The organism is Nocardioides marinisabuli (genome assembly GCF_013466785.1).
Classification (GTDB): Bacteria; Actinomycetota; Actinomycetes; order Propionibacteriales; family Nocardioidaceae; genus Nocardioides; species Nocardioides marinisabuli.
On the sequence record NZ_CP059163.1, the window covers coordinates 2,242,164 to 2,267,498 of the forward strand.

Consider the following 25,335-nt stretch of genomic DNA (forward strand, 5'->3'; position numbering starts at 1 on the left):
CCGTCGGTGGCCGGGTGTTGGCTGGGCGGATGACTCTCGGACCCGCTCGCCGCCCGCACCGCTGCTTCGTCCCGCCGTACCTCCAGCGCGCCCTCGGGTACGACGCCACCCTCGCCGTCGACGAGGCGCTGCGCTCGGCCAGGCTGGCCGGGCCCTCGCCCGCGGCGACGCTGATCACCACCCCCGGCGCTCCGGCCTGGACCGTGCACGACGCCGGGTCGACCACCACGCTGCCCGGCCGGCCGGTGCGCGCGGCCGGGGAGCCTGCCGTCGGCGACGCGGCGGTCGACGAGGCCGCCACCGGGATCGCGGCGTCGCTGGCGCTGCTGCTCGAGGTGTGGGGCCGCGACTCCTACGACGGCGCGGGCGCCCCGGTGTCCCTGAGCGTCCACTACGGCCGCGACTACGCCAACGCCTTCTGGGACGGCACCCAGCTGGTCTTCGGCGACGGTGACGGCGTCGTCTTCGACCGGTTCACCAAGCCCGTCGACGTGCTGGGCCACGAGCTGGCGCACGCGCTGACCGAGCACACCGCCGGGCTCGTCTACGCCGACCAGCCGGGCGCGCTCAACGAGCACGTCTCCGACGTGGTGGCCGCCTGCCTCAAGCAGCGGCTCCTCGACCAGCGTCCCGACGCCGCCGACTGGCTGGTGGGCGAGGGGCTCTTCCTGCCCGGCGTGCAGGCGCGCGGGCTGCGCGACATGGCCCGGCCCGGCTCGGCGTACGACGACCCGCGCCTGGGTCGCGACCCGCAGCCGGGCCACATGGACGACTTCATCGTCACCACCGACGACCACGGCGGGGTGCACCTGAACTCCGGCATCCCCAACCGCGCCTTCCACCTCGCCGCGCTCGCCATCGCCGCCGCCGACCCCGGGCCGGCCGGCACGTCCTGGACCGGCGCCGGCCAGGTCTGGTACGACGCCCTGACCGGCGGCGCGGCCGGGCCCCGCACCGACTTCGCTGGGTTCGCCGCCGCCACCGTGGCCGCCGCCGGGCCGCACGCCGACGCGGTCGCCGAGGCGTGGGCCGCGGTCGGGGTCGAGCCGGGCGCGCCCACGGCGGGCACGCCCGCCGGCTCCCCGGACGAGGAGGGGTCCACCACCGGTCCCACCGCCGGGGTCGTGCGGGTGCGGCGCACCGGGGGGTTCGCGGGGCTCGCGACCGAGGCCGACGTCGACCTGGCCTCCGACGACCCCCGGGTGCCCGAGCTGCGCGGCCTGGCCGGGCGCGTCGACGTCAGCGCCGTCGCGGCCCGCCAGCCCGAGCACCAGCCCGACCGGTTCGTCTACGACCTCGACGTCTGCGGCGACTGCGCCAGCCTGGGCGAGCAGGCCCTGACCCCCGACCTGGCCCGCCTCGTCGAGCTCGTCCTCGACCTCCGCCACCGCTGACCAGGCGCAGATCTCGCACCGACCCGGCGCAGATCTCGCACCGACCCGGCGCAGATCTCGCACCGATCCGGCGCGAACCGTCACCAGGCGTCGCCGGGCCGGTCCTCGCAGACCACGTCGACACGCAGGTCGGGCACCAGGAGCGGGTCGAGACGCAGGATCATCAGCCCGTCCTGCTCGCCGTCGGCGACCGTGCCGGTGGGGGTCCGGGTGTACGACGTACCCTGCCAGCGCTCCCAGCCGAGCCGCTCGTAGAAGCCGGTGGCGCTGCCGGTCGAGAGCATCGCGACCGGCCAGCGGCCCGCGATCTCGTCGTGCAGGCGCTGCATCACCGCCCGCCCGAGACCCCGACCCCGGTGGGCGGGGTGCGTGGCGACGGCCTCGACGTACGCCACCGTGTGCCACGTCGGCCCGAACCGGATGCGGCGGGGCACCGCGCTGGCGTGGGCGACCGGGTCGCCGTCCGCGCGCACGAGCACGTGGACGCCGCCGTAGGCGTGCGCCTCGTCCTCGTCGCTGAACCCCTCAGGGAACGCGAGGTCCCACAGGGCCCGCAGCCCGGCCCGGGTGGCGTGGTCGAGGTCGGCGCTGCCGAGCGCGACCAGATCCACCGGACCGGCGTCCGCTCAGGACAGGGCGCGGGCCAGGGCCGCCTCGACGTGCAGGCTGGTCGAGCCGAGCACGGGGATGTTGGCGTCCGACTGGTGCACCAGCAGCTCGAGCTCGGTGCAGCCCAGGATCACCGCACCGGCGCCGGCGTCCCACAGCTCGTCGATCAGACCGACGACGGTGCGCCGCGACTTGGTGACCACGCGTCCGTGGCACAGCTCGTCGTAGATGATGCGGTTGACCGTGTCGTGGTGGTCGGGGTCGGGCACGTGCACCGTCAGGCCGCGCTCGCGCAGCCGGTCGGTGAAGAAGGAGCGCTCCATCGCGAAGGTGGTGCCGAGGAAGCCGACCTCCTTGACGTCGTTGGCCACGCACGCGTCGGCCAGCACGTCGGCCAGGTGCAGCAGCGGGATGTCCACCGCCGCGGCGACCTGGTCGGCGACCCGGTGGAAGGTCGTGGTGCACAGCAGGAGGAAGTCGGCGCCGGCGCGCTCGACCCCCTGCGCCGCGGCCACCAGGATCGCCGCGACGGCGTCCCAGTCCTCGGCCTCCTGCAGGGCGGTGACCTCCGCGAAGTCGACCGAGGTCATCACGGTGCGGGCCGAGTGGAGGTCGCCGAGGCGCTTCTCCACACCGGTGTTGAGGGCTTCGTAGTAGGCGGCGCTGCTCTCCCAGCTCATCCCGCCGATGAGTCCGATGGTCTGCACCGGCGCAGTCTCTCACGCCCGGCCGAGCGGTCAGTTTTGAACCACCCAGTGGTCAGTTCTGAACCCGCACAGCGCACGGGAGCGACCGGTCGATGGTTCAGAAGTGACCGCTCGGCGGGCGAGGCGTTCGCGGGCTCACGCCTGGCGGTGGACCTTGTGCTGGGCGGCCTGGGCGCGGGGGCGGATGACGAGCTCGTCGACGTTGACGTGGGGCGGTCGGGTGACCACCCAGGCGATCGCGTCGGCGACGTCCTCGGCGACCAGCGGCTCGGCCACGCCGGCGTACACCGCGTCGGCCTTCTCCTGGTCGCCGTCGAAGCGCACCAGCGCGAACTCGTCGGTGCGCACCATCCCGGGCGCCACCTCGCAGACCCGCACCGGCTGGTCGAAGAGCTCCAGGCGCAGCGTCTCGGTCACGACCTGGGTGCCGTGCTTGGCAGCGGTGTAGCCGGCGCCGCCCTCGTAGGCGATCCGCCCGGCCGTCGAGCCGACGTTGCAGATCACGCCGGCGCCCGAGGCGACCAGCCGCGGCAGCAGCGCCTTGGTGACCTGCATCAGCCCGACGACGTTGACGTCGTACATCGCGCGCCACTGCTCGGCGTCGCCCTCGGCGACCGGCGCCGAGCCGAACGCGCCACCGGCGTTGTTGACCAGCACGTCGAGCCCCGGGCGGCCCAGCTCGTCGGCGAGCCCGCCGACCCGGGCGGCCAGCGCGTCGACGGACGCGGCGTCGGTGACGTCGCAGACGACGGCGGTGCCGCCGATCTCGGCGGCCAGCGCCTCGACCCGCTCGGCGCGCCGGGCTGCGCACACCACGTGGAAGCCCTCCGCGCCCAGGCGCCGCGCGGTCGCGGCCCCGATCCCGCTGCTGGCTCCGGTCACGACGGCGAGGAGGGTGCTCATGGGCGCATTGTGGCCCACCGGGCCCGGCGCGCCGACGTGCTGGTGGACCCACCGTCCACCTGCGAGCATGGGGGCGGAGGTCTGAGGAGGGGGTCCGCTGTGGACAGGGGTACGACGTCCGCGGCCGTCGCCGGTGCGCTCGCCGCGCTGGTCGGCGGGCTGCTGTGGGTGCTGGCGTGGGCCGGGGTGGGCCCGCTGGCCTGGTGGCCCGGCGCCGTGCTGCTGGTGCTGGCCGCCGTCGCGGTCGGCGCGGGCCTGGTCGACCGGGGCGCGGCCCCGCTGCGGCTGGTCGTCGGGCTCTGCCTCGCCGTGCTCGGCTGGGCGTTGCTCGCCGTCGTCGGCGGGGTCAGCGGGGTGGTCGACGGTGACGCCGCGGCCCGGGTCGACGGCGTCGTGGGCGCCGTCGCGGCGCTGCTGGGTCTGCTGGTGCTCGGGCGCGAGCTGCGCCGTCGGCACCGCGGCGACCGGCCCGGCACCCGGGCCGCCCGCCGTACGCCACCGGGGCGGCGCCGTACGGGTGGGGCGCACGCGGGCTGACGGGTGTCAGAGTTTCATCGGGTACCCGATGAATCTCGCGCCACCACCACGAAGGTTCAGACAGGTGGCGCCAGTTCCATCGGGTACCCGATGAACCTTCGAGCCCGCCCCCCCGCGACCCCGACCGGCCCGTCACCAGGGTGGGGGAATCAACCGGCGTCGACGCTGGTTGAGCGACGAGGACCGATGACACCCGCACCACACGGACGGAGGCCTGCGTGAGCAGCCAGCAGCGGATCGAGCGCCCGGTGCGGCGCCTGGCGATGATCAGCCTCCACACCAGCCCCCTCGACCAGCCCGGCACCGGCGACGCGGGCGGCATGAACGTCTACGTCATCGAGCTGGCCAAGCGCCTGGCCGCGCAGGGCACCGAGGTCGACATCTTCACGCGCGCCACCTCCTCGGCCCTCGAGCCCGTCGTCGACCCGTACGACGGGGTGCGGGTGCGCCACATCCACGCCGGCCCCTTCGAGGGACTGACCAAGACCGAGCTCCCCGGCCAGCTGTGCGTCTTCGCGCGCGAGGTGCTGCGCACCGAGGCCGCCCACCCGGTGGGCCACTACGACGCCGTGCACAGCCACTACTGGCTCTCGGGCCAGGTCGGCGCGCTGGCCCGCGACCGGTGGGGCGTGCCGCTGGTGCACTCGATGCACACGATGGCCAAGGTCAAGAACGAGGCGCTCGCCGACGGCGACACCCCCGAGCCGCAGGCCCGGGTGATCGGTGAGGAGCAGGTCGTCGAGGCCGCGGACCTGCTGGTCGCCAACACCGACCTCGAGGCCAAGCAGCTGATCAACCTGTACGACGCCCACGCCGGTCGTGTCGAGGTGGTCCACCCCGGCGTCGACCTCGACGTCTTCCGCCCCCGCGAGCGTGCCGACGTACGCCGCGAGCTGGGGCTGCCCGTCGACGCCGACGTGCTGCTCTTCGCCGGGCGGATCCAGCCGCTGAAGGGCCCCGACGTGCTGCTGCGCGCGGTGGCCGAGCTGCTGCGCCGCGACCCCGGGCTGCGCGAGCGGCTGGTCGTGCCGGTCGTCGGCGGCCCGTCGGGCAGCGGCCTGGAGCACCCCGACGCCCTGGCGACCCTGGCCCGCGAGCTGGGGCTCGACGACGTGGTGCGCTTCGTGCCGCCCGTCGCCCAGGACGACCTGGCTCGCTGGATGGCCGCCGCCACGCTGGTGGCCGTGCCGTCGTACAACGAGTCCTTCGGGCTGGTCGCCGCCGAGGCCCAGGCCACCGGCACGCCGGTGGTGGCCGCGGCCGTCGGCGGGCTGACCACGGTGGTGCGCGACGGCCACAGCGGGCTGCTCGTCGAGGGCCACGAGGCCGGTGACTGGGCGGACGCGATCGCGCGGGTGCTGACCGAGCCGGTGCTGGCCCAGCGGCTGCGCTCCGGCGCGGTGCTGCAGGCCAAGGGCTTCTCCTGGGAGGCGACCGCGCAGTCGATGCTCGCCGGCTACGAGCGGGCCCGGTGGATGATGCGGCAGGAGGCCACGGCATGAGCGAGCAGCAGGACCCGAGCGGCACGAGCGGCCCCAGCGCCCCGGCCGGCCCCGAGCAGCAGCGGGTGGCCGAGGTGGTGCGCGGCTGGCTGGCCACCAACGAGATCGAGGTCGAGGAGCCCAGCCCCGGGCTGTTCTCCTTCGCGCTGCCCGGCGAGAAGAAGCTTCAGACCCCCGTCCGCCTCGACGTCGGTGCCCACGCCCTGGGCGTGCACGCCTTCGTGTGCCGCAACCCCGACGAGAACCACGAGCGCGTGTGGCGCTGGCTGCTGGAGAAGAACCTGCGCCTGTACGCCGTCGCGTTCGCCGTCGACCGCACCGGCGACATCTACCTCGACGCGCGGCTGCCGCTGGGCGCGGTCGACGAGGCCGAGCTCGACCGGCTGCTGGGCTCGGTGCTGACCTACGCCGACGAGTCCTTCAACGCCATCCTCGAGCTCGGGTTCGCCTCCTCGATCCGCAAGGAGTGGGAGTGGCGCACCCTGCGCGGGGAGTCCACGCGCAACCTCGAGGCCTTCCGCGGCTGGCTCGAGTCGGGCGCGGAGCCCACGGTCGACTGACCCCGGGAGGGTAAAGACGACTTACCCCATGTGGGGTATGACGCGGGGCCGCCCCGACCAGCAACATCGTCCCCACGACGCCTCAGGCGCGTCGGCGGGGAGGAACCAGGTGAACGCGAGCTCTATGTCCCGGCTCGTGGTGGCCGCTCTCCTCCTGAGCGTCTCTCCCGTGGTGGGGGCCGCGGGAGAGACGCCTTCCGCCCCCGGTGTGCAGATCAGTGCACCGGGCGGCGGCGAGCGCGTCGCGACGGGGTGGAGCGGCCCGGTCGTGGTCGAGGTCTCCGGCGCCACCGCCCTGCACGAGGGGCACCTGAGCCTGTCCTGCCCCTCCAGCGGCTACGAGCACCGGACGACCTTCAGCGTCACCGAGGGCCGGGTCGAGGTGCCGGTGGCGCCGGTGGAGGCGCCCGCCGGCGACTGCTCGGCGACCGCCGAGGTGCGGGGTCCGCTCGAGGCCGGTCCGTCCGACGAGCCGGGCGGCAGCGCCCGGGTCGACTTCTCGGCCTGGCACCGCGTCGGCTTCACCGACGCCCGGATCAGCCCGGTCTTCTACCCCACGGTGCGCGACGGGTACGCCGACGCCGCCGACCTGGTCTTCGGCCTCACGGCCGCCGCCGAGGTCGACCTGCTGGTCTTCGACCCGGTCACCCAGCGGGTGGTGCGGGAGGAGAGCCAGCGGTTCGAGGCCGGCTCGCACACCTGGTCCTGGAACGGCGCCACGAGCGCCTGGCGCCGTGCGCCGAGCCTGCCGACCGGGCGCTACCTGCTCGCCGCGGTCACCGAGGACCCCGTGGCCCGCCGGTCGGTCGGGGTGATCGGCTGGACCGAGATCGCGCGCCGCACCCTCACCCGGCGCAGCGTGCGCACCGTGCCGGCGCTGCAGGCCGAGCGCGTCCTGCGCGGGGCCTGCGGCAGCGGTGCCGGCGAGGCGGTCGTCGCACTGGTCTGCCGCGGCACCCGGACGTCGTACGCCGAGCTGTCGGGCGTCGTGCAGGTGCCGCGCGGGGCCCGGCTGCGGCGGGTCGGCTCCCACCACGACAAGCCCGCCGCCGACGAGCGCCCCGGGCGGGTGCTCCACGACCTCGAGCGGCTCTCCGCCAAGCGGGCGCGGGTCACCCTGCGCATCGACGGCCGTCGCGCCCTGGTGGTCGAGGATCTGTACGTCGTGTGGGCGCAGCGCATCCAGCAGCGCCCCGCCTCCTCGGTGCCGGGCCCGGAGGGCATCGTGGCCGGTGAGGTGACCGGTGGGCCGGGGCGGTGGCACATCGAGCTCGCCGAGCCGGCGCGTCCCTGACCGCTCCGCCACGCGATCGGCACGCTCAGGCGACACCCGACGCCATGTCGTCGACCTGGCCGGGACCGTCGGCGCGCCCCAGGTCCAGCGACGACAGCGGGCCCGGTCGGCCCAGGTGGTAGCCCTGGGCGAGCTCGCAGCCCAGGAGCCGCAGGCAGTCGACCTGGTCGGCTGTCTCGACCCCCTCGACGACCACGTCGACCGGGGCGGTGGCCAGCAGCGCCAGCACGGCGCGCACGAGGTCGAGGTCGGCCGGTGAGGTGGCGATCCCGGCGACCAGCGACCGGTCCACCTTCACGGTGTCGACGGGCAGCCGGTGCAGGTGGGAGATGGAGGAGTAGCCGGTGCCGAAGTCGTCGATGCCGATGCGCACGCCCAGGCGGCGCAGCCGCAGCAGGGTGGACAGCACGTCCTCGTCGCCGGTCATCACGTCGGTCTCGGTGACCTCGAGGAGCAGTCCCGGGGGTGGCACGGCGTGGCGCCCGAGCAGGTCGGCGACACGCTCGGCGTACCCGGGGTCGCGCAGCTCGCCGGGGGAGACGTTGACGTGCACGGTCGCGGTGTGTCCCCGGCGGCGCCAGCCGGCGGCCGTGGCCAGCGCGCGGTCGAGGACCAGGGCGCCCAACCGGTGCACCAGGCCGGACCGCTCGGCGGCCGCGACCGCCTGCAGCGCCGGTACGGCGCCGCGCACCGGGTGCGTCCAGCGCAGCAGCGCCTCTACGGCGTGCACGGAGCCGGTCGCCAGCGAGCGCACCGGTTGGAAGGCCAGGTCGATCTGGGTGGGGTCGTCGAGGGCCTGGGCGAGGTCGCGCAGCAGGGCCAGGTCGTGGTCGGGACGCGAGAGCACCTCGGGCCGGAACCAGCGCACCCCGCCGGGGGAGCGGCGGGCGGCGTCGAGCAGGGTGGCGCGCACGTCGCGCAGCAGGTCCTCGGGCGGGTGCTCGTCGGTGAAGCCGCGCAGGCCGAGCGTGACCACCGGCCAGATCTCCGCGGGCGTCGTCCACACCTTCCCGCGCATCCGCTGCGCCACCTCCATGGCGTCGCGGTCGGCCTGCAGCGGCGCCGCGAGCAACACCCCCAGCGCGCCCCCGAGCGGGGAGATGCGCAGCGGTCGGAACTCCACCGACCCGGCCATGGCGCGACGCACCACCACCTCGGTGACGGTCTCGAGCGTGCCGGCACCGTGCGCGTCGGCGATGTCAGCGGCGTTGGAGACCCCGACGGCCACGAGCGTCATCCGCAGCCCGCGCCGGGTCGCGCGCTCGTGCATCTCGCACAGCGTCGTGACCAGGCGCTCGACCCCGGCGTACGTCGCCTCGTGACCCTGCAACGAGCCCGGCGTCACGTCGCGGCGCAGGACCCCGTCGCGCGGCGCCGGGCTCGGCTGCAGCGCCGGGACCGCCGGCGTGCGTGTGTCCTCTCGCATCGTGTCGACCCCCATGTCGTCGTCGAGGCGTGCCCGACGGAGAGCGGCGCGGGGCGCAGTTCTAGACCGGACGGAGGTCACCGTGGCCCATCTCGCCATGTGGGCGCAGTCTGGTCTAGACCTGAAACCCCTGTGGCTGGTGGGTTTGCGGCCCAGGATTTTACGTTGGGGGTGGATCAATCGCCCGGAGCGGGCACACCGTGAGGTCAGGCGAGTCCGGTCAGCCGCAGGTAGGCGCCGGCGACCGGGTGGCCGGCGAAGAGGCCGACGCCGGCGCCCACGAGCATGAACGGCCCGTGCGGGACCCTCGTCCCGCGGCTCACGGTCCCGGTGACCAGCAGCAGCCCGCCCACCAGCCCGCCCAGCACGAAGCCGGCCCCGAGCCCCACGAGTGCGCTCCCGGTGCCGACGGCGCCCAGCGCCAGGCCCAGCACCGGTGCCAGCGCCACGTCGCCGAGGCCCATGCCGCGACCGCGCGTGGCCGCCCAGGCGCCGGCGTAGACGACCGTCCACGCGCCGGTCGCGACCAGCACGTCCAGCACCGGGACCGACCCGCCCAGCGCCTGGTCGAGGGCGAGCAGTCCGACCAGCGGGACCGCGGCGGCACCGGTGACGGCGAAGGGCAGGCGGCCGTGCTCGAGGTCGATCAGCGCCAGCGCCACCCCGGCGGCCGCCACGACCAGCAGCGCGCCCATCACCTGGGGGTCGTCCACCCGCAGCGCGACGGCGACCATCAGCACCGCGGTGCCGGCCTCGACGAGGGGGTAGCGCACGGGGATGGGCTCGCGGCAGTCGCGGCAGCGCCCGCGCAGCAGCACCCACGACACCACCGGCACGTTGTCGCGCCCGCGCACCTCGTGCCCGCAGGCCGGGCACGCCGAGCCCGGGGAGACGACGGACAGCCCGAGGGGCACCCGGTGGACCACCACGTTGAGGAACGAGCCGACCGCCAGGCCCAGGGTGCCGACGAGGCCCACCAGGAGCGGCAGGGGCAGGCCCGCACTCACGCGCTGCGCCTGCGGTTCGCACCCACCGCGACGTCGTACGCCGAGCGCTGCTGCTCGCTCAGGAGCACCCACAGCTCGGGCGGCAGGCCCCCGCGGGTGGTCGGCAGCGCCGCAGCGTGCCGTCCGCGGGGCGCGGGCTCGGCCGGGACGAGGGCGGCCAGGTCCTCGAGCGGAGCGAGGGCCGGCCCCGGCGAAGCGGGGTCGACGAGGGCCTGCGCCGCCGCCCGCGCGCAGCGCAGCAGCGCGAGGGGGTCGCGGTCGTCGAGGGCACCCACGAGGTCGCCCAGCTCGCCGCCGGCACCGGCCAGGTGCGGCGAGAGGGTCGCCAGGTCGGCGGCCCACTGGCACAGCACGGCCGCCTCGAGGTCCCCGACCTCGGCCAGGCGCCGCGCCAGGCCGGCGTACGTCGTCGGCACCGGGCCGGGTGCGGGCACCTGCGGCGCCTCTGGCTGCTCGAGCAGGCGAGGTCCCTCGGTCGTCTCGGTCGACGCGGGGCGGGTCGGCAGCGCCGGCAGGTCGGGCAGGTCGGGCACGTCGGCACCGGTGCGGCGCCGGCGCAGGACGACGAGCACGCCGACCAGCCCGGCGGCCAGGAGCAGCAGCCCGACGAGGGGTAGGAGCGGTGCGACCGCGACGTGGGGGACGGGGGCAGGGTCAAGGACGCGCACGGACACTCCTGGCGAGGGCTCCGGGTATGGGGGGCACCAGGAGCATCGGCACCAGGCGGCCCGGTCTGTAGCCCCGCTAGCTGTTGGAACTACAGCTAGCGGTCGAGCCGCGAGGCGCTGACCCGGTGCCACTGGCCGACCCAGTCGCCCAGTTCCTCGAGCGGCATCGGGGCGCCCAGCCAGTAGCCCTGGAAGGCGTCGCAGCCCATCGCCCGCAGACGGTGCACCACCTCGGCCTCCTCGACGCCCTCGGCGACCACCCGGATGTCGAGGCCGTGGGCGGCGTTGACCATCGCGCGGCACAGCCGCTCGGCCTCGGGGTCGGCACCGACCTGGCGGACGATGGCGGGGTCGATCTTGATCTCCCGGACCGCGGAGTACTGCCACAGCGCCGTCAGCGACGTCTGCGCCGACCCGAAGCCGTGCACGCTCACCCGGCAGCCCAGGGTGCGCAGCGACTCCAGCAGCCCGCGCACCTCGGTGGTCGCCCGGGGCGCCGGCTCGGTGATCTCGAGGACCAGGTCGGAGGGCGAGGCGCCGGTGTGGCGCAGCAGCGCGGCCACGTCGTCGAGCAGGCGCGGGCCGAGCATGCTGCGTGCCGAGACGTTGACGGCCACCGAGCAGCCCGGGGCCAGGCGCTGGAGCTCGGTCCGGTCCGCGAGCGCGTGGGCCAGCACCAGCCGCGTGAGCGGCACGATCGCGTCGCTGCGCTCGGCCTGCGGGAGGAAGGACTCCGGCAGCAGCAGTCCGTGCTCGGGGTGCTGCCAGCGCACGAGGGCCTCGAAGCCGGTCACCGCGCCGCTCCAGCCGTCGACCTGGGGCTGGTAGTGCACCCGGACCTCCTCGCCGCCGGCGATGGCCGCGAGCAGCTCGTCACGCAGCTGGCGGCCCAGGCGTCCGGCCGCCGCCGGCAGGGGCCGTCGCCACCCGGCCGAGGGGCTCGACTTGGCGTCGTACATCGCCTCGTCGGCGACCCGGAGCAGGTCGGGGACGGTCCGGGCGTCGACACCGTGCACCGCCAGGCCGAGCGAGGGGGCGACCGTGAGGCTGACGTCGTCGACGTGCACGGGCGCGGAGAGCACGTCGAGCAGCGCGGAGGCCCGCCGCTCGAGCGCGGCGTCGTCCTCGCCGATCACGATCATCGCGAACTCGTCACCCCCCAGACGCACCGCGAGCTCGTGCTCGCGCTCCTGGGAGCGGGTACGCCGCGCGACCTCGGCGAGCACCTGGTCGCCGGCGTCGTGACCCAGGGTGTCGTTGACGTGCTTGAAGCCGTCGAGGTCGAGGACCACGAGCCCGACGCGGCAGCACCCGGACTGCTCGGACCGGGCCAGCACCGCACGTCCCTGCGACTCCAGCGCCGCCCTGCCGGGCATCCCGGTCAGCGGGTCGCGGGGGTCGTCGTCACCGCCGAGCCGACGCAGCCGAGGCACCCAGGGCCACCAGCCCCGGTGGCGCTGGGGGTGCTCGCGCGTGGGGAGGGTGATCACGAAGGGACCCCAGCGCCGCAGGGCGACGAGCACGAGCAGACCGAGCAGCAGCACCGCGGCGGCCGTGACGGCGGCCGCGGGGGGCTCGGTGAGTCCAGGCATGTCATCCCGACCGGCTCGTGATCCGCGTGTCGGGCTCGGGCACCGGCGGCGCCACGAAGGTGGTTCCCGACAGGGTCAGGGTGAGCGTAGGGGACCCCGCCTCGCCCGACAGCGAGATGGAGCGGACCAGCACCGCCCGGTCCAGCCCACCGAGCCGGTCCAGCAGCCGGGTGGCCTGCTCGTAGCTGCCGGTCAGGGTCATCGAGACCGTCTGCACCGCGTACTCCGCGACCGGTGCGGCCGCGTCGGGCTGCTGCGTCGCCGGGTCGCCCGCTTGCGGCGCGGCGACGGGCGCCGGGGCGTCGGGGCCCACCGCGACCGGCACGGGCGCGCTGGGGCTGAGGGTGGTGATGTCACGGGCTGCGTAGCCCGCCTGCGTCGCTGCCTCGTCGACGAGGGCGAAGAACCCCGGTTGGTCGGCGGTGGCCGGCACCAGGCGGTCGAGCACCTCGGCGGCCTTCCTGGTGGAGCCGAGGTCCTCGGCCCGCGACTCCAGGTCGGCCAGGTCAGCGGCCAGCACCCGGTTCCGCTCGACGGCGTCGTCGGTGGCCCGCCGGGCGTTCCCGACGTCCTCGGTGAGCGGGCCCAGCAGCAGCAACCAGCCCGCCGCGGCGAGCAGCAGCAGCGTCAGCGAGCCCAGGACGAGGGTGGCGGAGGGGGAGCGGAGGCTCACGGGGTGGCTCCTTCGGCGGGCTCGAGGGTGCCCAGGCGGGCGCCCAGGTCGTCGTAGCGCTTGCTGAACACCTTCACGGCCAGGGCGACCGAGCCGCTGAAGGTGATGGGGGCGCCCTCGCTGGTGGTCGTGGTGGTGACGAAGGGCTCGTCGAACCACGCGCTCTCGTCGAGGGCGGCGACGAGAGCGCCGACGCTCTCGCGGTCGGTGGCGGTGCCGGTGAGGTTGAGGCAGCCCACGACCACGAGCGTCGCGAACGGGTCGGGGCCGGGGCAGGCCGCGGCCTCCAGGCCACGGGTCGGGTCGGCGACGCTGCCGTCGGCGGCCACCACCCGGCCCGCGTCGGGCCTGCGGCCGGGCAGGTCGACCGTCACCGACTCCAGGCCGGCGCCGGGCGGGAGGGCCCCGTCGAGCTCGACCAGGACCCTCGCGAGGTCGACGTCGGTGGCCATCGCCTCCTGCACCGTGCCCACCCGGCGCGACACGCCCCCGACGTAGGCCTGGACGGGCGCCAGCGCCGCGATCTCGCGGCCGAGCTGGGCGCCGACCGCCTCCTCGCCGCGCAGGTCGGCCTCGGCGCCGGCCAGCGCGAGACGTTGGAAGGTCCACGCGCCGCCCGTCAGCAGCACCAGCGCGAGACCGGCCACGCCCAGCCGGCGGCGCCAGCGGTGCACCCGCAACCGGTCGTGGACCCAGGGGGAGAGCAGGTCGACCGTCGCCGGACCCGGCCCGGTGACGGCGGTGTCACGGACGGACCGACGGCCCCCGGTGCGTGCGGTGCTCATGCGCTGCGCCCCAGGCACAGGCCGCCGGCAGCGCGAGGTCGTAGCCGTCGTCGCCCGGGAGCCCGAGGTGCGCGCCGAGGTCGAGCCGGCCCACCGGCAGACCCAGCACGCCGGAGGCCCGCTCCAGGAAGCCGTGCTGGTGCCCGGCGCCGCCGCTGAGCACGGCGCTGATCGGCACGTGCGCAGGGTCGGTGGCGGCGTGGAAGTCGAGCGTGGTGCGCACCTCGGTGAGCAGCCGCTGCGTGGCCTCGTCCAGCACGGGGTCCGGAGCGGCGCTGGTGCCCTCCCGCTCCGGGCCGCCGCGCTTGCGCAGCTCGGCGGCCGGCCAGTCCAGCCCGGTCTCCTCGGCCAGGGCCCGGGTCAGTGCGTCGCCGCCGACGCCGGGGGAGACCCGCACGAAGTGCGGCACGCGCCGGTGTGCACCGCCACCGAGACGGTGTCGGCGCCGATGTCGACCACGGCCTGCGTCGAGGCGTGCTCGGGACCGGTCGGCGCGTCCTGCGCGGCGACCGCCGCGCGCACCAGGGCCAGCGGCGCCAGGTCGGCGGCGACCGGGCGAAGCCCGGCGGCCTGCACGCAGCGCACCATCTCGTCGACGGCTCCACGGGCGGTGGCCACCAGCAGGATCCGCACCACCCGGCGTACCGCCCCGGTCGTGGGGTCGACCTGCTCGTCCTCGCCGAGGAGCACGTGGTCGAGGTTGGCGTCGTCGACCGCGACCGGCAGCACGTCGGCCACCTGGTAGCGCAGCGCCCGGCGCAGGTCGGCCGGCGGCATCCAGTCCAGCTCCAGCGGGCGCACCAGCACCGACCCGCTGCCCACCCCCAGCCGCACCGAGCGGGACGCGATCCTCTCCTCGCGCCACAGCTGGCGCAGCGCGGCGGTCACCGCGGCCGGGTCGACCACCAGGCCGGCCTCCACGGCACCCACCGGCAGCGGCACCCGGCCGTGCCGGCGTACGACGGGACGGCGGCCGCGGCGCAGCTCGACGGCGCGCACGGCGTGCGGCCGATGTCGAGCCGACGACGGTGCGGGGCATGGGACCTCCTCGGGGAGCGGCGCGGGGTGGTCCGCGCTCCCCGGTGTCATCGGCCGCGCCGAGGGCGGACTTGACCGCCGACCGGCCGGTCCGGACCACCGCTACAGGTCGGCCCGCCGGGTGCCGACAACCCCGGTGGCTCGACCGACCACGAGAGGAGACCCGGTGGGCGACACCTGGCACGACGGCGACCAGCCGCGCGTCGACCCGCGGCTGCGCGCCCTGCTGGAGGCGGTCGTCACCGCCGGTGCCTCCGACCTGCACCTGCGCGCGGGGGCGGTGCCGCGGATGCGACGCGGGGGCCTGCTCGAGTCGATCGGCGACGAGGCGTACGACGCCGCCGCGCTGTCGCTCGCGCTGCGCGGGTGCATGACCGACGCGGTGCGGGCCGGGTTCGAGCGCGACCTGGAGGCCGACTTCGCGCTGGCCGTGCCGGGGGTGGCCCGGTTCCGGGTCAACGTGTTCCGCGCCCGGGGCGCCGACGGGGCGGTGCTGCGGCTGATCAGCGACCACCCGGTGCCGCTGGAGGAGCTCGGGCTGCCGGACGTGGTGCGCCACCTGGCGCTGCGACCCCGGGGCCTGGTGCTGGTCACCGGCCCGACCGGGTCGGGCAAGTCGACCACGCTGGCGGCGATGGTCGACGCGCTGAACGCCGCGCGGCCGGTGCACATCCTGACCCTGGAGGACCCGATCGAGGTGCTGCACGCCGATCGGGCCGCCACCGTGACGCAGCGCGAGCTGGGCAGCGACACCCGCGACTGGGCGGGGGCGCTGCGGGCGGCGATGCGCCAGGACCCCGACACCATCCTGATCGGCGAGCTGCGCGACGCCGAGACCGTGCGCGCGGCGCTGTCGGCCGCCGAGACCGGTCACGCGGTGCTGGCCTCGATGCACACGACCGATGCGAAGGAGACGGTGCTGCGGCTCGTCGAGTTCTTCCCGCCGCACGAGCAGGGCCGGGTGCGGGCGGCGCTCGGGGCCAGTCTCGAGGGCGTCGTGTGCCAGCGGCTGGTGCCGCGCGCCGACGGCAGCGGCCGGGTGTGCGTGCTCGAGATCGGGGTGCGCGACGCGCGGTTCGCCGAGGCCGTCGCCGACCCCGAGCGCACCCACTCGATCCCCGACGTGCTGGCCGACGGCGGCTACTCGGGCATGCAGTCCTTCGACCAGCACCTGCTGCGCCTGGTCCTCGACGGCACCATCGACGTGCGCACTGGCACGATGGCCGCCACCAACCCGCACGACTTCGGCGTGATGCTGCGGCGCTCGGGGCACGCGGGCCAGCGGCCCGCGACGGTGCCCGCGGAGTCCGAGCCGGCGCCGGGACGCCGACGAGCACTGGAGCCGCAGCAGTGACCACCACCCCCGACCCCGCCGTGGACCCCGCCGTGGACCCCGCCGTCGACCTGACCGCCCTGGCGCTCCACGAGCTGCGCGCCTACCGCAGCCGGCTTCAGGCCGAGGAGGAGCGGGTGTCGTACTGGCGGCGCCTCGTCCACGCGCGCACCGACCTGCTCGGCACCGGCCGGGGCGCCGGAGGGTCGCTCGGGCTCGAGCAGCTGGTGCGGGCGTTGGGCGACACCGGCTCCGGGGCCACCCGCTCGGCCCTGCTGCGGGTGCGCGCCCAGGAGCCGCTGCCCGACCTCCCGGACCTCGCCGAGGTGTGGGCGGTGCCCGCCGGCGACGCCGAGGTCGACGCGGCGCTGGCCCGGCTCGCCGAGGCCGAGGCCACCCTGACCGGCTACCGGCGCGCGCTCTTCGACCGGCTCGACGCCGCGACGGCCGAGCTGGTGGACCGCTACCGCGCGGAGCCGACGCTCGCGCTCTCCGTCCTGGCCTGAGGGCCCGCGAGGCCCCGGCTGGTGCCGCGAGTGCCGGGGCTGCCGGGGATGCCGGAGGGCCGCGACCCTCAAGGTCGCCCGGCGCGGTGCCGAGACTCCTGACGAGCCGGTGAGCGCCGGTTAGTGGACCCTCGAGGAGCGGTGCGGTGACGGACCTGGCCCAGACCGGCTCGACGCCCGGCGCGACGCCCGGCACGACGACCGGCACGACAGGCGCACCGGACCGCGGCCTCGTCGTGCCGGGCCTCCTGGCCGACGGGCGGGTGAGCGAGGCGCAGGTGGCGCGGGCCGAGGCGGTCGCCGGGCCCGGCGGGTCGCTGCTCGAGGCGCTGGTCGAGACCGGTGCGATCGAGGCCGCCGAGCTGATGCAGTGGGGGGCGCAGGCGTCCGGGGTGCCCTACCTCGAGCTCAGCGACCTGGCGCTCGACCCGGCCGCGACCGCGCTGCTGCCGGCCGACTTCGCGCACCGCGCCAGCGTGCTGCCCGTCGGCTGGGAGGGCGGCCTGCTGGTCGTCGCGGCGCCGTTGCGCGCGGTCCTCGACCTGTCGCTCCAGGACGACGTCGCCCGGCTCACCGGTCAGCGGGTGCGCTTCTCGCTGGCCTCGCGCGGCGAGATCCGGCACCGGCTCAACCAGGTCTACCGCGCCGAGGGCGAGCTCGCCGACCTGACCGTCGGCCTGTCGACCGAGGCCGAGCACGACGAGGACCTCGACAGCCTCACCGAGGTGCACGAGGACGCGCCGGTGGTGCGCTTCGTCAACCTGCTGATCAGCCAGGCGATCGCCGACCGGGCCTCCGACATCCACCTCGAGCCGACCGAGCACGACCTGCGGGTGCGCTACCGCATCGACGGGGTGCTGCGCGACGCGCACCGGGCCCCGCGCAGCATCACAGCGGGCGTGGTGTCACGGCTCAAGATCATGGCCGAGATGGACATCGCCGAGCGCCGGGTGCCCCAGGACGGCCGGCTCAGCGTCACCCACCTGGGCCAGACGATGGACCTGCGGGTCGCGACCCTGCCGACGGTGTGGGGGGAGAAGGTCGTGGCCCGGGTCCTCGACAACTCCAACACCCGCCTCGGCCTGTCCGACCTGGGCTTCAGCGCCCACAACTTCGACCGCTTCGAGTGGTCCTACACCAAGCCCTACGGGATGATCCTGGTGACCGGGCCGACCGGGTCGGGCAAGTCCACGACGCTCTACGCCACCCTCAACATCCTCAACCAGCCGCACGTCAACGTGATCACGGTCGAGGACCCCGTGGAGTACCGGCTGCCGGGCATCAACCAGGTGCAGACCAATCCCAAGGCGGGTCTGACCTTCGCCCGGGCGCTGCGCTCGATCCTGCGCTCCGACCCCGACATCGTGCTGATCGGCGAGATCCGCGACCACGAGACCGCCAACATCGCCGTCGAGGCCGCGCTGACCGGCCACCTGGTGCTCTCGACGCTGCACACCAACGACGCGCCATCGGCGGTGACCCGGCTGGTGGAGATGGGCATCGAGCCGTTCCTGGTGGCCTCCGCGCTCGACGCGGTGGTCGCCCAGCGGCTGTGCCGCTCGCTGTGCGGGCGCTGCAAGGAGCAGTACGTGCCCGACCCCGAGGAGGTCGCCGCGCTCGGCTTCCCGCCGCTGGCGGCGGGGCAGTCGATCCACCGACCCCGGGGCTGCTCGACCTGCGCGCAGACCGGCTACCGGGGCCGGATGGCGTTGCACGAGGTGATGCCGGTCAGCGAGGAGCTCGAACGGCTCACCGTGCGCCGGGCCGCGACCGACGAGGTGGGCCGCACGGCCCGGGAGCAGGGGATGACGACGTTGCGCGACGACGGTTGGTTGAAGGTGCTCGAGGGTCGCACCGCGATCGAGGAGGTCCTGCGTGTCGTGGGGTGAGACGTCGTACGCCGCCCCCGCGGCGCCCGGCGCGACCGAGCTGCTCGACCTCGACGGCCTGCTGCGCCACGTCACCGAGACCGGGGGCTCCGACCTGCACCTGACCGTCGACGCCCCGCCCACGGTGCGGGTGCGCGGCGAGATGACTCCCGTGCCGGGTTACCCCGCGCTGGAGGCCCGCCCGTTGCAGGAGGCGCTCTACGCGGTGCTGACGGAGCGGCAGCGGCAGGTGCTCGAGGAGACCCGCGAGCTCGACCTGGCCTACTCGGTGCCGGGGCTCGCGCGCTTCCGCGTCAACGTCTTCTGGCAGCGCGAGAGGCTCGGGGCGGTGATGCGGCTGATCCCCTGGGAGATCACGCCGTTGGCCGACCTGGGCATGCCGCCGGTCGTCGAGACGTTCGCGGGACTGCGCCGCGGGCTGGTGCTGGTGACCGGGCCGACCGGGTCGGGCAAGTCGACGACGCTGGCCTCGGTCATCGACCAGGTCAACCGGACCCGGCGCGGGCACATCATGACCGTCGAGGACCCGATCGAGTTCCTGCACCCGCACCGCGGCTGCCTGGTCAACCAGCGTGAGGTCGGCGACGACACCCGCGACTTCCGAACCGCCCTCAAGCACGTGCTGCGCCAGGACCCCGACGTCATCCTGGTCGGCGAGCTGCGCGACCTCGAGACGATCTCGGTGGCGCTGACCGCCGCCGAGACCGGCCACCTGGTGCTGGCCACGCTGCACACCCAGTCCGCGCAGGACACCGTCTCGCGCATCGTCGACGTCTTCCCCTCCGGCCAGCAGCAGCAGGTGCGCACCCAGCTGGCCGCGACCCTGCAGGCCGTGGTGTGCCAGAGCCTGGTGCCGACCGCCGATGCCGCGGGCCGGGTGGTCGCCGCCGAGATCATGGTCTGCACACCCGGCGTCCGCGCGATGATCCGCGACGGCAAGCTCCAGCAGATCCCCGGCGCGCTGCAGTCGGGGGTCAAGGACGGCATGCAGACCCTCGACTCCCACCTCGCCGCCCACGTGAAGGCCGGTCGGATCAGCCGGGAGACCGCCCTCGAGTACTGCGCCGAGCGCGAGGACCTGCTCGCCCTCATCGGGTCGGCGACCCGCCGCTCCACCCCCACCCAGGCCCCGGCGACCCCGGGTGCCGCGCCGGCGGCCGCCCAGCACGCCGGCTGGTCCTGACCCACCCCGCCCTGGAGGCCCCGCGTTGAGCACCAGCCAGTACACCTACAAGGTCCGCGACACCACCGGGCGCTTCCGGCAGGGCAAGGTCAAGGCCGACTCCGAGAACGCGGTGGCCGAGAAGCTGTTGGCGATGGGCTACGTGCCGCTCGAGGTGCGCCAGAGCGGCACCGGGCTGCAGGCCGAGATCACCATCGGCCGGGCCAGGGTCAAGACCAAGGACCTCGCCGTGGCCGCCCGCCAGCTGGCCACCATGGTCGACGCCGGGCTGAGCCTGCTGCGGGCCCTGACGATCCTGGGTGACCAGGTCGAGAACACCGAGCTGCGGCGGGTGCTGGGCCTGGTGCGCCAGGACGTCGAGGCGGGGCACAGCCTCTCGTCGGCCTTCGCCGCCCAGAAGGAGGTCTTCCCGCCGTTCATGATCCACATGACCCGCGCCGGCGAGACCGGCGGCTTCCTCGACGGCGCGCTGCGCCAGGTGGCCGAGACCTTCGAGGCCGACGTCAAGCTGCGCGCCAAGGTGAAGTCGGCGATGACCTACCCCGTGGTGGTCTTCGCGATGGCGATCGTGATGTGCATCGGCATGCTGATCTTCATCGTGCCGATCTTCGAGTCGATGTTCGCCGACCTCGGTGGCCAGCTGCCGGCCCCCACCCGCGTGCTGGTCGCGCTGTCGGGGGCGATGAAGTACGCCCTTCCGGCGTTGGGCGTCGTCGTCGCCGCCGGGCTCTTCTGGTGGCGCCGGCACGGCCAGGACGACCGGGTGCGCGAGGTGGTCGACCCGCTCAAGCTCAAGCTGCCGGTCTTCGGGTCGCTCTTCACCAAGATCGCCCTGGCGCGGTTCTCCCGGAACCTCTCGACCCTCCTCGGCGCCGGTGTGCCGGTGCTGTCCTCGCTCGACATCGTCGCCGACACCTCCGGCTCGGTGGTGATCGCGCGCGCCCTGCACGACGTCCGCCAGTCGGTGGCGCAGGGCGAGTCGATCGCCGGCCCGCTGGCCCGCCACGACGTCTTCCCGTCGATGACGGTGCAGATGATCGCCTCCGGCGAGGAGGCCGGCGCCGTCGACGCGATGCTGCGCCGCATCTCGCAGTTCTACGACGAGGAGGTCGAGGCCACCACCGACGCCCTGACCTCGCTGATCGAGCCGTTGATGATCGCCTTCCTCGGCGTCGTCGTCGGCGGCATGATCATGGCGCTCTACCTGCCGATGTTCTCGATCTTCGACCTGATCGAGTAGCGGCCGCGGGCCCCACCTCGAGGGCGCCGGCGGGACGTCATACCGGCAGGACGTCATCGAGCCGAAGGGATGTATGACGTCCCGCGGTGCGGCCAGTGCCTCCGCGCCGGCGGCGGCTCAAGGTCGGTCGGTGCGGTCGACCTCGCGGTAGTCGCTGGTCACCAGGGTGGTGTCGATGAGGCCGGGGGAGAGATTCTGCAGGAAGCAGTCGTCGAGCGAGATGTCGACGGTGCCGGTGAGGTCGACGCTGTCGGCGTAGATGGTGCCGATCAGGTCCGCGGTGCCGTTGGCCTTGAAGACGTGCCCGTAGGGGGCCGGCGAGGTGAGCACGATGTTGGCGACCATGGCCTGGTTGCCGTTGAGCCGAACGTCGCCTCCGACCACGACGACGAGCAGGGACTGCTCCGGGCAGGCGGGGGACGCAGGGCGGGCCCAGCCGTTGACGTCCTTCAGGTCCACGAGTCTCTCATTGGCCGGACGGCCCTCCAGGTCGAAGAACACGACGAGGTGCGGCTGGTCGTCGGAGCGAGCAGGAATTTCGCTGGGGGTGTAGCCGGCTCTGTCGAAGTACGTGCCGGTCTCCTCGGCCATTGCACGAAGGTTGTCCAGCTGGGCGTCCGTGAACGGCTGGTCGGGGATCCCGAAGAGCCGGCGCAGCGACGCCTCGTTCTTGACCTTGGAGCCGACCACATCGGGATCGGCGTCGCCGTCGTACTCCTTGGTGCCGTAGTAGGCCTCCACGGCGTGCGCCGGGGCGCAGCCGGCCCTGCCTGCCAGTGAGCCGCCCTGCACCGACTGGTCCCAGGGGAACTCGGTGTTGCACGCGCCGTTCCTGTGCACCGCGCCGCTGGTGGGGCCGCAGGAGCGGTTGTTGCCGTTGGAGGTGGACACGTACTGCGCGGAGTGGACCGCGGCATCGATGCCGAAGGCGACGTCGACCCCCTCGGTCTTGATCTGTCGCCGGGAGAAGACGCAGCCGGTGCTGATGATCGACTCGCGGGTCACCGTCGCGTCGCCACCGCCGTCGACGCTGCGCGCGAAGATGGCCAGCGGTAGTCCGATCGGCTGGGTTCCGACGGTGATCTCGACCTCGAGCTCGCGCACGCCGTCGCCGGCGCGCCCGGTGGAGTGCACGAGGTAGACGCCGGGATTGTGCGTCGGCAGTGGGGCGACCGGCTCGACCCAGATCTCGTAGCGCCGCCCACCCTCCAGGGCGACCGAGACCGGGGCCGCCTCGGCGGCGTACCCGGTGCACTCCGTGGGGCCGCACCCCAGGGAGGAGATGCCGTACGTGCGCACGTGCGCGGCGAGCTGGGCGACGCCAGCCTCGGCCGAGTCCAGGGCCGCGGCGCTGTCGCGGGACAGACGGGCCGAACGCAGGTCGTTGACCGTGATGCTCAAGATCGTGGTGCCGACGATCATCACCAGGGTGGTGGCGAAGAGTGTCAGGACCAGGGCCGCACCCTGGTCCCGGGGCACCTTCTCGGGGTGTCTCACGCGGGGCCTCCGTCCCGGTTGCGCATGTCGGCCTGCACGACGAACTGTCGTGTCGTGTCGCCGTCCTGCACCTCCAGCTCGACGGAGACGAGATCGATGAGCGCGAGCTCCGCCGCGTCCAGCTGGTCGTCGCTGGTGCTGACCGAGGAGTCGTCGATCTCCTGCCAGGTGGTGGTGCCGTCGCCGTTCGTGTCGTGGATCCATTGGCTGCTGCGCAGCCGCAGGTCGGCCTTCACCACACCGCCGGCAAGCACGTCGGCGGAGTCGCCGCCGCCCGAGAGCACCAATGACCGCTCCTCGGGACGCCAGGTGTAGGTGAGGACCTCGGGGTCGTCCGCGGCGTTGGCCTCGACCCCGCCCTGGCCGTCGAAGTCGATGCCCAGGGTGAAGGCCAGCACCCTGCCTTCGTCGTCGATGGTGACGGACCGGATCTCGCTGGCCTGCCGCAGCTCCCTGGTCATCCGCTCCACGGCCAGGCGTGCCTCGCCGCTCGTGTTGCTGTCGGCACGCACGTCGTCGGCCACGCCGGTGGTGCCGATCGCGAAGCCCAGCAGGAGCGTGCCCAGCACCGCGAACAGCGCCATGCCGACGAGCATCTCGACCAGGCTGAAGCCCGCGTCGCGCGGGCGGCCCGCGCTCACCGGTGGTCCTCAGCGGAGCAGGACACCGAGCCCACGGTCACCGACAGCGCCGACTGCGGGTCGGGGACCGGCGCGTCGTCCTGGACGACGAGCGTGCCGGTCGCGTCGCGCCGCTGCCGCAGCGGCTGGGTCAGGATGCTCACCACCGAGGGGATGTCGACCCGCACCACCCCGTCGCCGACCACGGTGGTGATGCCGGCGCCCGGGCTCGCTGCCGACCACGAGTCGATCCAGGTGGACAGGGGGCGGTCGCCGACCATGACGGTGGCCGGGTCCGGCAGCGTGTCGCTGCTGGTGGACGAGGTGAGGGTGCGGCTGAGCACCGGGGTCGTCGTGCTGGCCGGGCCGTACACCTTCACGTCGGCGGTGAACCCGTACGACGGCGGGTTGGCGACGTGCCCGGGCCCGGTGACCTGGCAGCGGGCGTAGGCGGAGCGGAGCTGCACCGTCACCCGGGGGCCCCCGTTCGCGAGCGGAAGCACTGAGACCTCGGCCGAGTGCGTGGCCGCGCACGCATCGGCGCCTCCGCCGGTGCGGTGGTCGGTGGTGTGCGCCCAGCCGGCGCTGTGCAGGCGAAGGCTGCCGTTGTCCAGGCTGGGTTGGCACCCGGTCATGCCGCTGGTGACGTCGCCGTCGCGCATGCGCACGAGGGGGTTGGTGACGCCGAGGCCGGGCAGATAGTCGGGGCTGTCGCCCATGCCGACACGTAGTGCGAACCCCGCCCCTGCGCTGGGTGTCTTGAGCGCGACGCCTACGGGCGCGGTGGGGGTGCCGATGCCAGGGAGGCCGTCGGCCGTGGCCGGTGTCCACGTGCCCGAGGTCTCGCCGCCGCCCCAGCAGACCACGACGCAGTCCGTCCCGATGAGGTCGTTGGACGTGGAGGAGCTCCAGGTGAGCGCAGTGTCCGGGGGCGCAGTGCCGGTCGCCCTGGTCGTGCCGGCGTTCTCGCCGGTGCCGGCCGAGGCGGTCAGTCCTGCGCCCGCCAGGTCCACCCGGCTGCTGGCGACCAGCGAGGCGTCGAGGTGCAGCAGTGCCCCGGTGGCCGAGACCGCGTTGCCGTCGGTGTCGGTCGGGCCGGGGAGCTTGACCCCGACCTCGAGCGCGGTGGCGTCGGCGGTGGCCCGGACCTGGGTCCGGGTCTGGTAGCTGCGGGCGATCTGCGTGTACGTCGTGACCGGTGACCGGTCGCTCGGACGGTCGCGCAGCACCGTGACCGTGACCCCCACCTGGGAGCTGGCCGGTACGTCGGAGCCGGTCGTCTCGGTGTCGTAACCGGGCCGCGGCTCCTTCCAGCCCGGCGGTGTCTGCGCGTCGAGGAACTGGGTGGCGGTGACCACCACGAAGCCCTCCAGGTCCGGGTCGGGGTGCGGCCCCGTGGTGGTGCGGACGACGCGGTAGAAGGCACCGTCGGGCTCCCAGTCGCAACGGCCTGCGTCCGCGTCGACGTACCCGGTGCTCGCCAGGCCAGGCGGCACGTGCTGGTCGCCAGCGGTGCACTGCGGCGCGACGGCCGGGGTGAGGTCGTGGAAGTAGCGGTCGAAGAGGTCTACGAAGTTGCCGGCGTTGGGCTCGACCTGGAAGGGCAGGTTGCGCATCCGCTCCAGCTCGGAGGTGGCCAGGCCCTTGGCCTGCGAGCTGCTGCGGGCCAGGTCGGTCGCCTTGATGCCGCCGATCAGCTGGGGCAGCACGGCGACCAGCAGCGTCATCACGATGCCGATCGCGACGATCACCTCGACGAGGGTGAAGCCGCCATCGGAGCCGTCGGGCGCCGATCCGCGCCACTCAGCTGGTCGAGACACGGCCGGTGAGCCTCTCCACGCGGATCGTGCGGACCGTCGTCGACCCGTCGCGCCGGACCTGAACGCTGCCCGGGGTCGCGGTGCCCCGGGGGGTGAAGGTGACGCCTGGCGACGTCTCGGTGGCTCCAGCGGCGAAGACCGGGGCGGCGAAGCTCAGCCGTTCGCCGAGCTCGTCGGGCCCCTCGAGGAGGCTCTTCGTCTCGCTGGTGCAGGTGCCACGGTAGACCGACCAGGTGTCAGCGTCGGTCGAGAACAGCACACAGGTCGAGCTGCCCTCGGTGACGGCCCGTTGCTGGGCCTGGCGCAGCACCCCCTGCAGCTCGGTGGCCGCCCCGTCGTGGGCTGCGGCCATGCTCCAGGCCCGCCAGCCGCTGACCGCCGCGGCCATCAGGGTCCCCGCGATCGCGATCACCACGATGAGCTCGATCATCGTGTAGCCCGCGTCGCCGCGGCGGCGCTCGGCGCTCAGCGGGCTCGGCGGCATGACGCTCCTGGTCGGGTCCGGCGGGTGGACGTGTCGCGAGGGGGATGTCGGCTCGTCAGGGCCTCCGC

25 protein-coding genes are annotated in these 25,335 nt (G+C 74.6%); 10 read left to right on the forward strand and 15 right to left on the reverse strand.

The features are described from left to right. Window positions 1-29 precede the first annotated feature (29 nt). Window positions 30-1,394 (forward strand): protealysin inhibitor emfourin, encoded by a 1,365-nt coding sequence (locus H0S66_RS10720; protein WP_179615382.1) that lies wholly within the window; start codon window positions 30-32, stop codon window positions 1,392-1,394. An 80-nt stretch (window positions 1,395-1,474) separates the two neighbouring features. Here H0S66_RS10720 and H0S66_RS10725 read toward each other — a convergent pair whose 3' ends face one another. The 3 genes from H0S66_RS10725 to H0S66_RS10735 form a co-directional block, all read right to left on the reverse strand. Continuing rightward, entirely contained in the window at window positions 1,475-2,005 is a 531-nt protein-coding gene (locus H0S66_RS10725) for a GNAT family N-acetyltransferase (protein WP_179615383.1), read from the reverse strand. 15 nt (window positions 2,006-2,020) lie between these two features. Further along, on the reverse strand, window positions 2,021-2,710 hold the full coding sequence (locus H0S66_RS10730) for an aspartate/glutamate racemase family protein (protein ID WP_179615384.1): 690 nt from the start codon (window positions 2,708-2,710) through the stop codon (window positions 2,021-2,023). A gap of 135 nt (window positions 2,711-2,845) precedes the next feature. Continuing rightward, window positions 2,846-3,613: an SDR family NAD(P)-dependent oxidoreductase gene (locus H0S66_RS10735; RefSeq protein WP_179615385.1), complete on the reverse strand. Its 768-nt coding sequence runs from the start codon at window positions 3,611-3,613 to the stop codon at window positions 2,846-2,848. A gap of 99 nt (window positions 3,614-3,712) precedes the next feature. Between H0S66_RS10735 and H0S66_RS10740 the strand changes: the two genes are divergently transcribed. The 4 genes from H0S66_RS10740 (at window position 3,713) to H0S66_RS10755 (ending at window position 7,506) form a co-directional block, all read left to right on the forward strand. Continuing rightward, window positions 3,713-4,150: a hypothetical protein gene (locus H0S66_RS10740; RefSeq protein WP_179615386.1), complete on the forward strand. Its 438-nt coding sequence runs from the start codon at window positions 3,713-3,715 to the stop codon at window positions 4,148-4,150. A 218-nt stretch (window positions 4,151-4,368) separates the two neighbouring features. After that, a complete protein-coding gene (mshA, locus tag H0S66_RS10745; protein WP_370463656.1) occupies window positions 4,369-5,652 on the forward strand; it encodes a D-inositol-3-phosphate glycosyltransferase in 1,284 nt (427 codons plus the stop codon). Beyond that, window positions 5,649-6,212 carry a type III secretion system chaperone family protein gene (locus H0S66_RS10750; protein ID WP_179615387.1) on the forward strand — a complete coding sequence of 188 codons (564 nt, stop codon included), beginning with the start codon at window positions 5,649-5,651 and terminating at the stop codon, window positions 6,210-6,212. Before mshA ends, H0S66_RS10750 begins: the two co-directional genes overlap by 4 nt. A 208-nt stretch (window positions 6,213-6,420) precedes the next feature. Further along, window positions 6,421-7,506 (forward strand): hypothetical protein, encoded by a 1,086-nt coding sequence (locus tag H0S66_RS10755; RefSeq protein WP_179615388.1) that lies wholly within the window; start codon window positions 6,421-6,423, stop codon window positions 7,504-7,506. A gap of 25 nt (window positions 7,507-7,531) precedes the next feature. On the opposite strand, the gene H0S66_RS10760 is transcribed toward H0S66_RS10755, so the two are convergent. The 8 genes from H0S66_RS10760 to pilM form a co-directional block, all read right to left on the reverse strand. Next, complete coding sequence (locus H0S66_RS10760; protein WP_179615389.1) at window positions 7,532-8,932, reverse strand: EAL domain-containing protein; 1,401 nt, start codon at window positions 8,930-8,932, stop codon at window positions 7,532-7,534. A gap of 206 nt (window positions 8,933-9,138) precedes the next feature. Next, window positions 9,139-9,939, reverse strand: a complete 801-nt coding sequence (locus tag H0S66_RS10765; protein WP_258016860.1) for a prepilin peptidase — start codon at window positions 9,937-9,939, stop codon at window positions 9,139-9,141. Further along, window positions 9,936-10,607, reverse strand: a complete 672-nt coding sequence (locus tag H0S66_RS10770) for a hypothetical protein (RefSeq protein WP_179615390.1) — start codon at window positions 10,605-10,607, stop codon at window positions 9,936-9,938. Before H0S66_RS10770 ends, H0S66_RS10765 begins: the two co-directional genes overlap by 4 nt. A 95-nt stretch (window positions 10,608-10,702) precedes the next feature. After that, on the reverse strand, window positions 10,703-12,199 hold the full coding sequence (locus H0S66_RS10775; protein ID WP_179615391.1) for a putative bifunctional diguanylate cyclase/phosphodiesterase: 1,497 nt from the start codon (window positions 12,197-12,199) through the stop codon (window positions 10,703-10,705). 1 nt (window position 12,200) lies between these two features. Next, entirely contained in the window at window positions 12,201-12,872 is a 672-nt protein-coding gene (locus H0S66_RS10780) for a hypothetical protein (RefSeq protein WP_179615392.1), read from the reverse strand. Continuing rightward, window positions 12,869-13,657: a PilN domain-containing protein gene (locus H0S66_RS10785; protein WP_179615393.1), complete on the reverse strand. Its 789-nt coding sequence runs from the start codon at window positions 13,655-13,657 to the stop codon at window positions 12,869-12,871. The genes H0S66_RS10780 and H0S66_RS10785 overlap by 4 nt, the downstream gene beginning before the upstream one ends. After that, the gene (locus H0S66_RS10790) at window positions 13,617-14,066 is read right to left on the reverse strand and encodes a type IV pilus biogenesis protein PilM (protein WP_180923576.1); all 450 of its coding nucleotides are present in this window, start codon (window positions 14,064-14,066) and stop codon (window positions 13,617-13,619) included. The genes H0S66_RS10785 and H0S66_RS10790 overlap by 41 nt, the downstream gene beginning before the upstream one ends. Beyond that, window positions 14,018-14,656: a type IV pilus biogenesis protein PilM gene (gene pilM, locus H0S66_RS10795; protein ID WP_180923578.1), complete on the reverse strand. Its 639-nt coding sequence runs from the start codon at window positions 14,654-14,656 to the stop codon at window positions 14,018-14,020. Before pilM ends, H0S66_RS10790 begins: the two co-directional genes overlap by 49 nt. A gap of 205 nt (window positions 14,657-14,861) precedes the next feature. Here pilM and H0S66_RS10800 point away from each other — a divergent pair, with 205 nt between their 5' ends. From H0S66_RS10800 to H0S66_RS10820, 5 genes are all read left to right on the forward strand, one after another. After that, window positions 14,862-16,049: a type IV pilus twitching motility protein PilT gene (locus tag H0S66_RS10800; protein ID WP_179615395.1), complete on the forward strand. Its 1,188-nt coding sequence runs from the start codon at window positions 14,862-14,864 to the stop codon at window positions 16,047-16,049. Continuing rightward, on the forward strand, window positions 16,046-16,534 hold the full coding sequence (locus H0S66_RS10805) for an RsiG family protein (protein ID WP_179615396.1): 489 nt from the start codon (window positions 16,046-16,048) through the stop codon (window positions 16,532-16,534). The genes H0S66_RS10800 and H0S66_RS10805 overlap by 4 nt, the downstream gene beginning before the upstream one ends. Before the next feature lie 146 nt (window positions 16,535-16,680). Next, a complete protein-coding gene (locus H0S66_RS10810; RefSeq protein WP_258016861.1) occupies window positions 16,681-18,423 on the forward strand; it encodes a GspE/PulE family protein in 1,743 nt (580 codons plus the stop codon). Further along, entirely contained in the window at window positions 18,410-19,606 is a 1,197-nt protein-coding gene (locus tag H0S66_RS10815; RefSeq protein ID WP_219633557.1) for a type IV pilus twitching motility protein PilT, read from the forward strand. Before H0S66_RS10810 ends, H0S66_RS10815 begins: the two co-directional genes overlap by 14 nt. A gap of 25 nt (window positions 19,607-19,631) precedes the next feature. Next, window positions 19,632-20,846 (forward strand): type II secretion system F family protein, encoded by a 1,215-nt coding sequence (locus tag H0S66_RS10820; RefSeq protein WP_179615397.1) that lies wholly within the window; start codon window positions 19,632-19,634, stop codon window positions 20,844-20,846. A gap of 117 nt (window positions 20,847-20,963) precedes the next feature. Here H0S66_RS10820 and H0S66_RS10825 read toward each other — a convergent pair whose 3' ends face one another. The 4 genes from H0S66_RS10825 to H0S66_RS10840 are packed head-to-tail and all read right to left on the reverse strand — an operon-like array spanning window position 20,964 to window position 25,267. Then, window positions 20,964-22,343 carry a pilus assembly PilX N-terminal domain-containing protein gene (locus H0S66_RS10825; protein ID WP_179615398.1) on the reverse strand — a complete coding sequence of 460 codons (1,380 nt, stop codon included), beginning with the start codon at window positions 22,341-22,343 and terminating at the stop codon, window positions 20,964-20,966. Then, a complete protein-coding gene (locus H0S66_RS10830; protein WP_179615399.1) occupies window positions 22,340-22,984 on the reverse strand; it encodes a PulJ/GspJ family protein in 645 nt (214 codons plus the stop codon). The genes H0S66_RS10825 and H0S66_RS10830 overlap by 4 nt, the downstream gene beginning before the upstream one ends. Then, the gene (locus H0S66_RS10835) at window positions 22,981-24,783 is read right to left on the reverse strand and encodes a type IV pilus modification PilV family protein (protein ID WP_179615400.1); all 1,803 of its coding nucleotides are present in this window, start codon (window positions 24,781-24,783) and stop codon (window positions 22,981-22,983) included. Before H0S66_RS10835 ends, H0S66_RS10830 begins: the two co-directional genes overlap by 4 nt. Further along, window positions 24,767-25,267 carry a GspH/FimT family pseudopilin gene (locus H0S66_RS10840; RefSeq protein WP_179617324.1) on the reverse strand — a complete coding sequence of 167 codons (501 nt, stop codon included), beginning with the start codon at window positions 25,265-25,267 and terminating at the stop codon, window positions 24,767-24,769. Before H0S66_RS10840 ends, H0S66_RS10835 begins: the two co-directional genes overlap by 17 nt. Between the last annotated feature and the right edge of the window lie 68 nt (window positions 25,268-25,335).

Bases quoted from the DNA above. Each gene is read 5' to 3' on its own strand.
- H0S66_RS10735 (WP_179615385.1), bottom strand. From the start codon at position 3,613: ATGAGCACCCTCCTCGCCGTCGTGACCGGAGCCAGCAGCGGGATCGGG.
- H0S66_RS10750 (WP_179615387.1), top strand. From the start codon at position 5,649: ATGAGCGAGCAGCAGGACCCGAGCGGCACGAGCGGCCCCAGCGCCCCG.
- H0S66_RS10760 (WP_179615389.1), bottom strand. From the start codon at position 8,932: ATGCGAGAGGACACACGCACGCCGGCGGTCCCGGCGCTGCAGCCGAGC.
- H0S66_RS10840 (WP_179617324.1), bottom strand. From the start codon at position 25,267: ATGCCGCCGAGCCCGCTGAGCGCCGAGCGCCGCCGCGGCGACGCGGGC.
- H0S66_RS10775 (WP_179615391.1), bottom strand. From the start codon at position 12,199: ATGCCTGGACTCACCGAGCCCCCCGCGGCCGCCGTCACGGCCGCCGCG.
- H0S66_RS10720 (WP_179615382.1), top strand. From the start codon at position 30: ATGACTCTCGGACCCGCTCGCCGCCCGCACCGCTGCTTCGTCCCGCCG.
- H0S66_RS10785 (WP_179615393.1), bottom strand. From the start codon at position 13,657: ATGAGCACCGCACGCACCGGGGGCCGTCGGTCCGTCCGTGACACCGCC.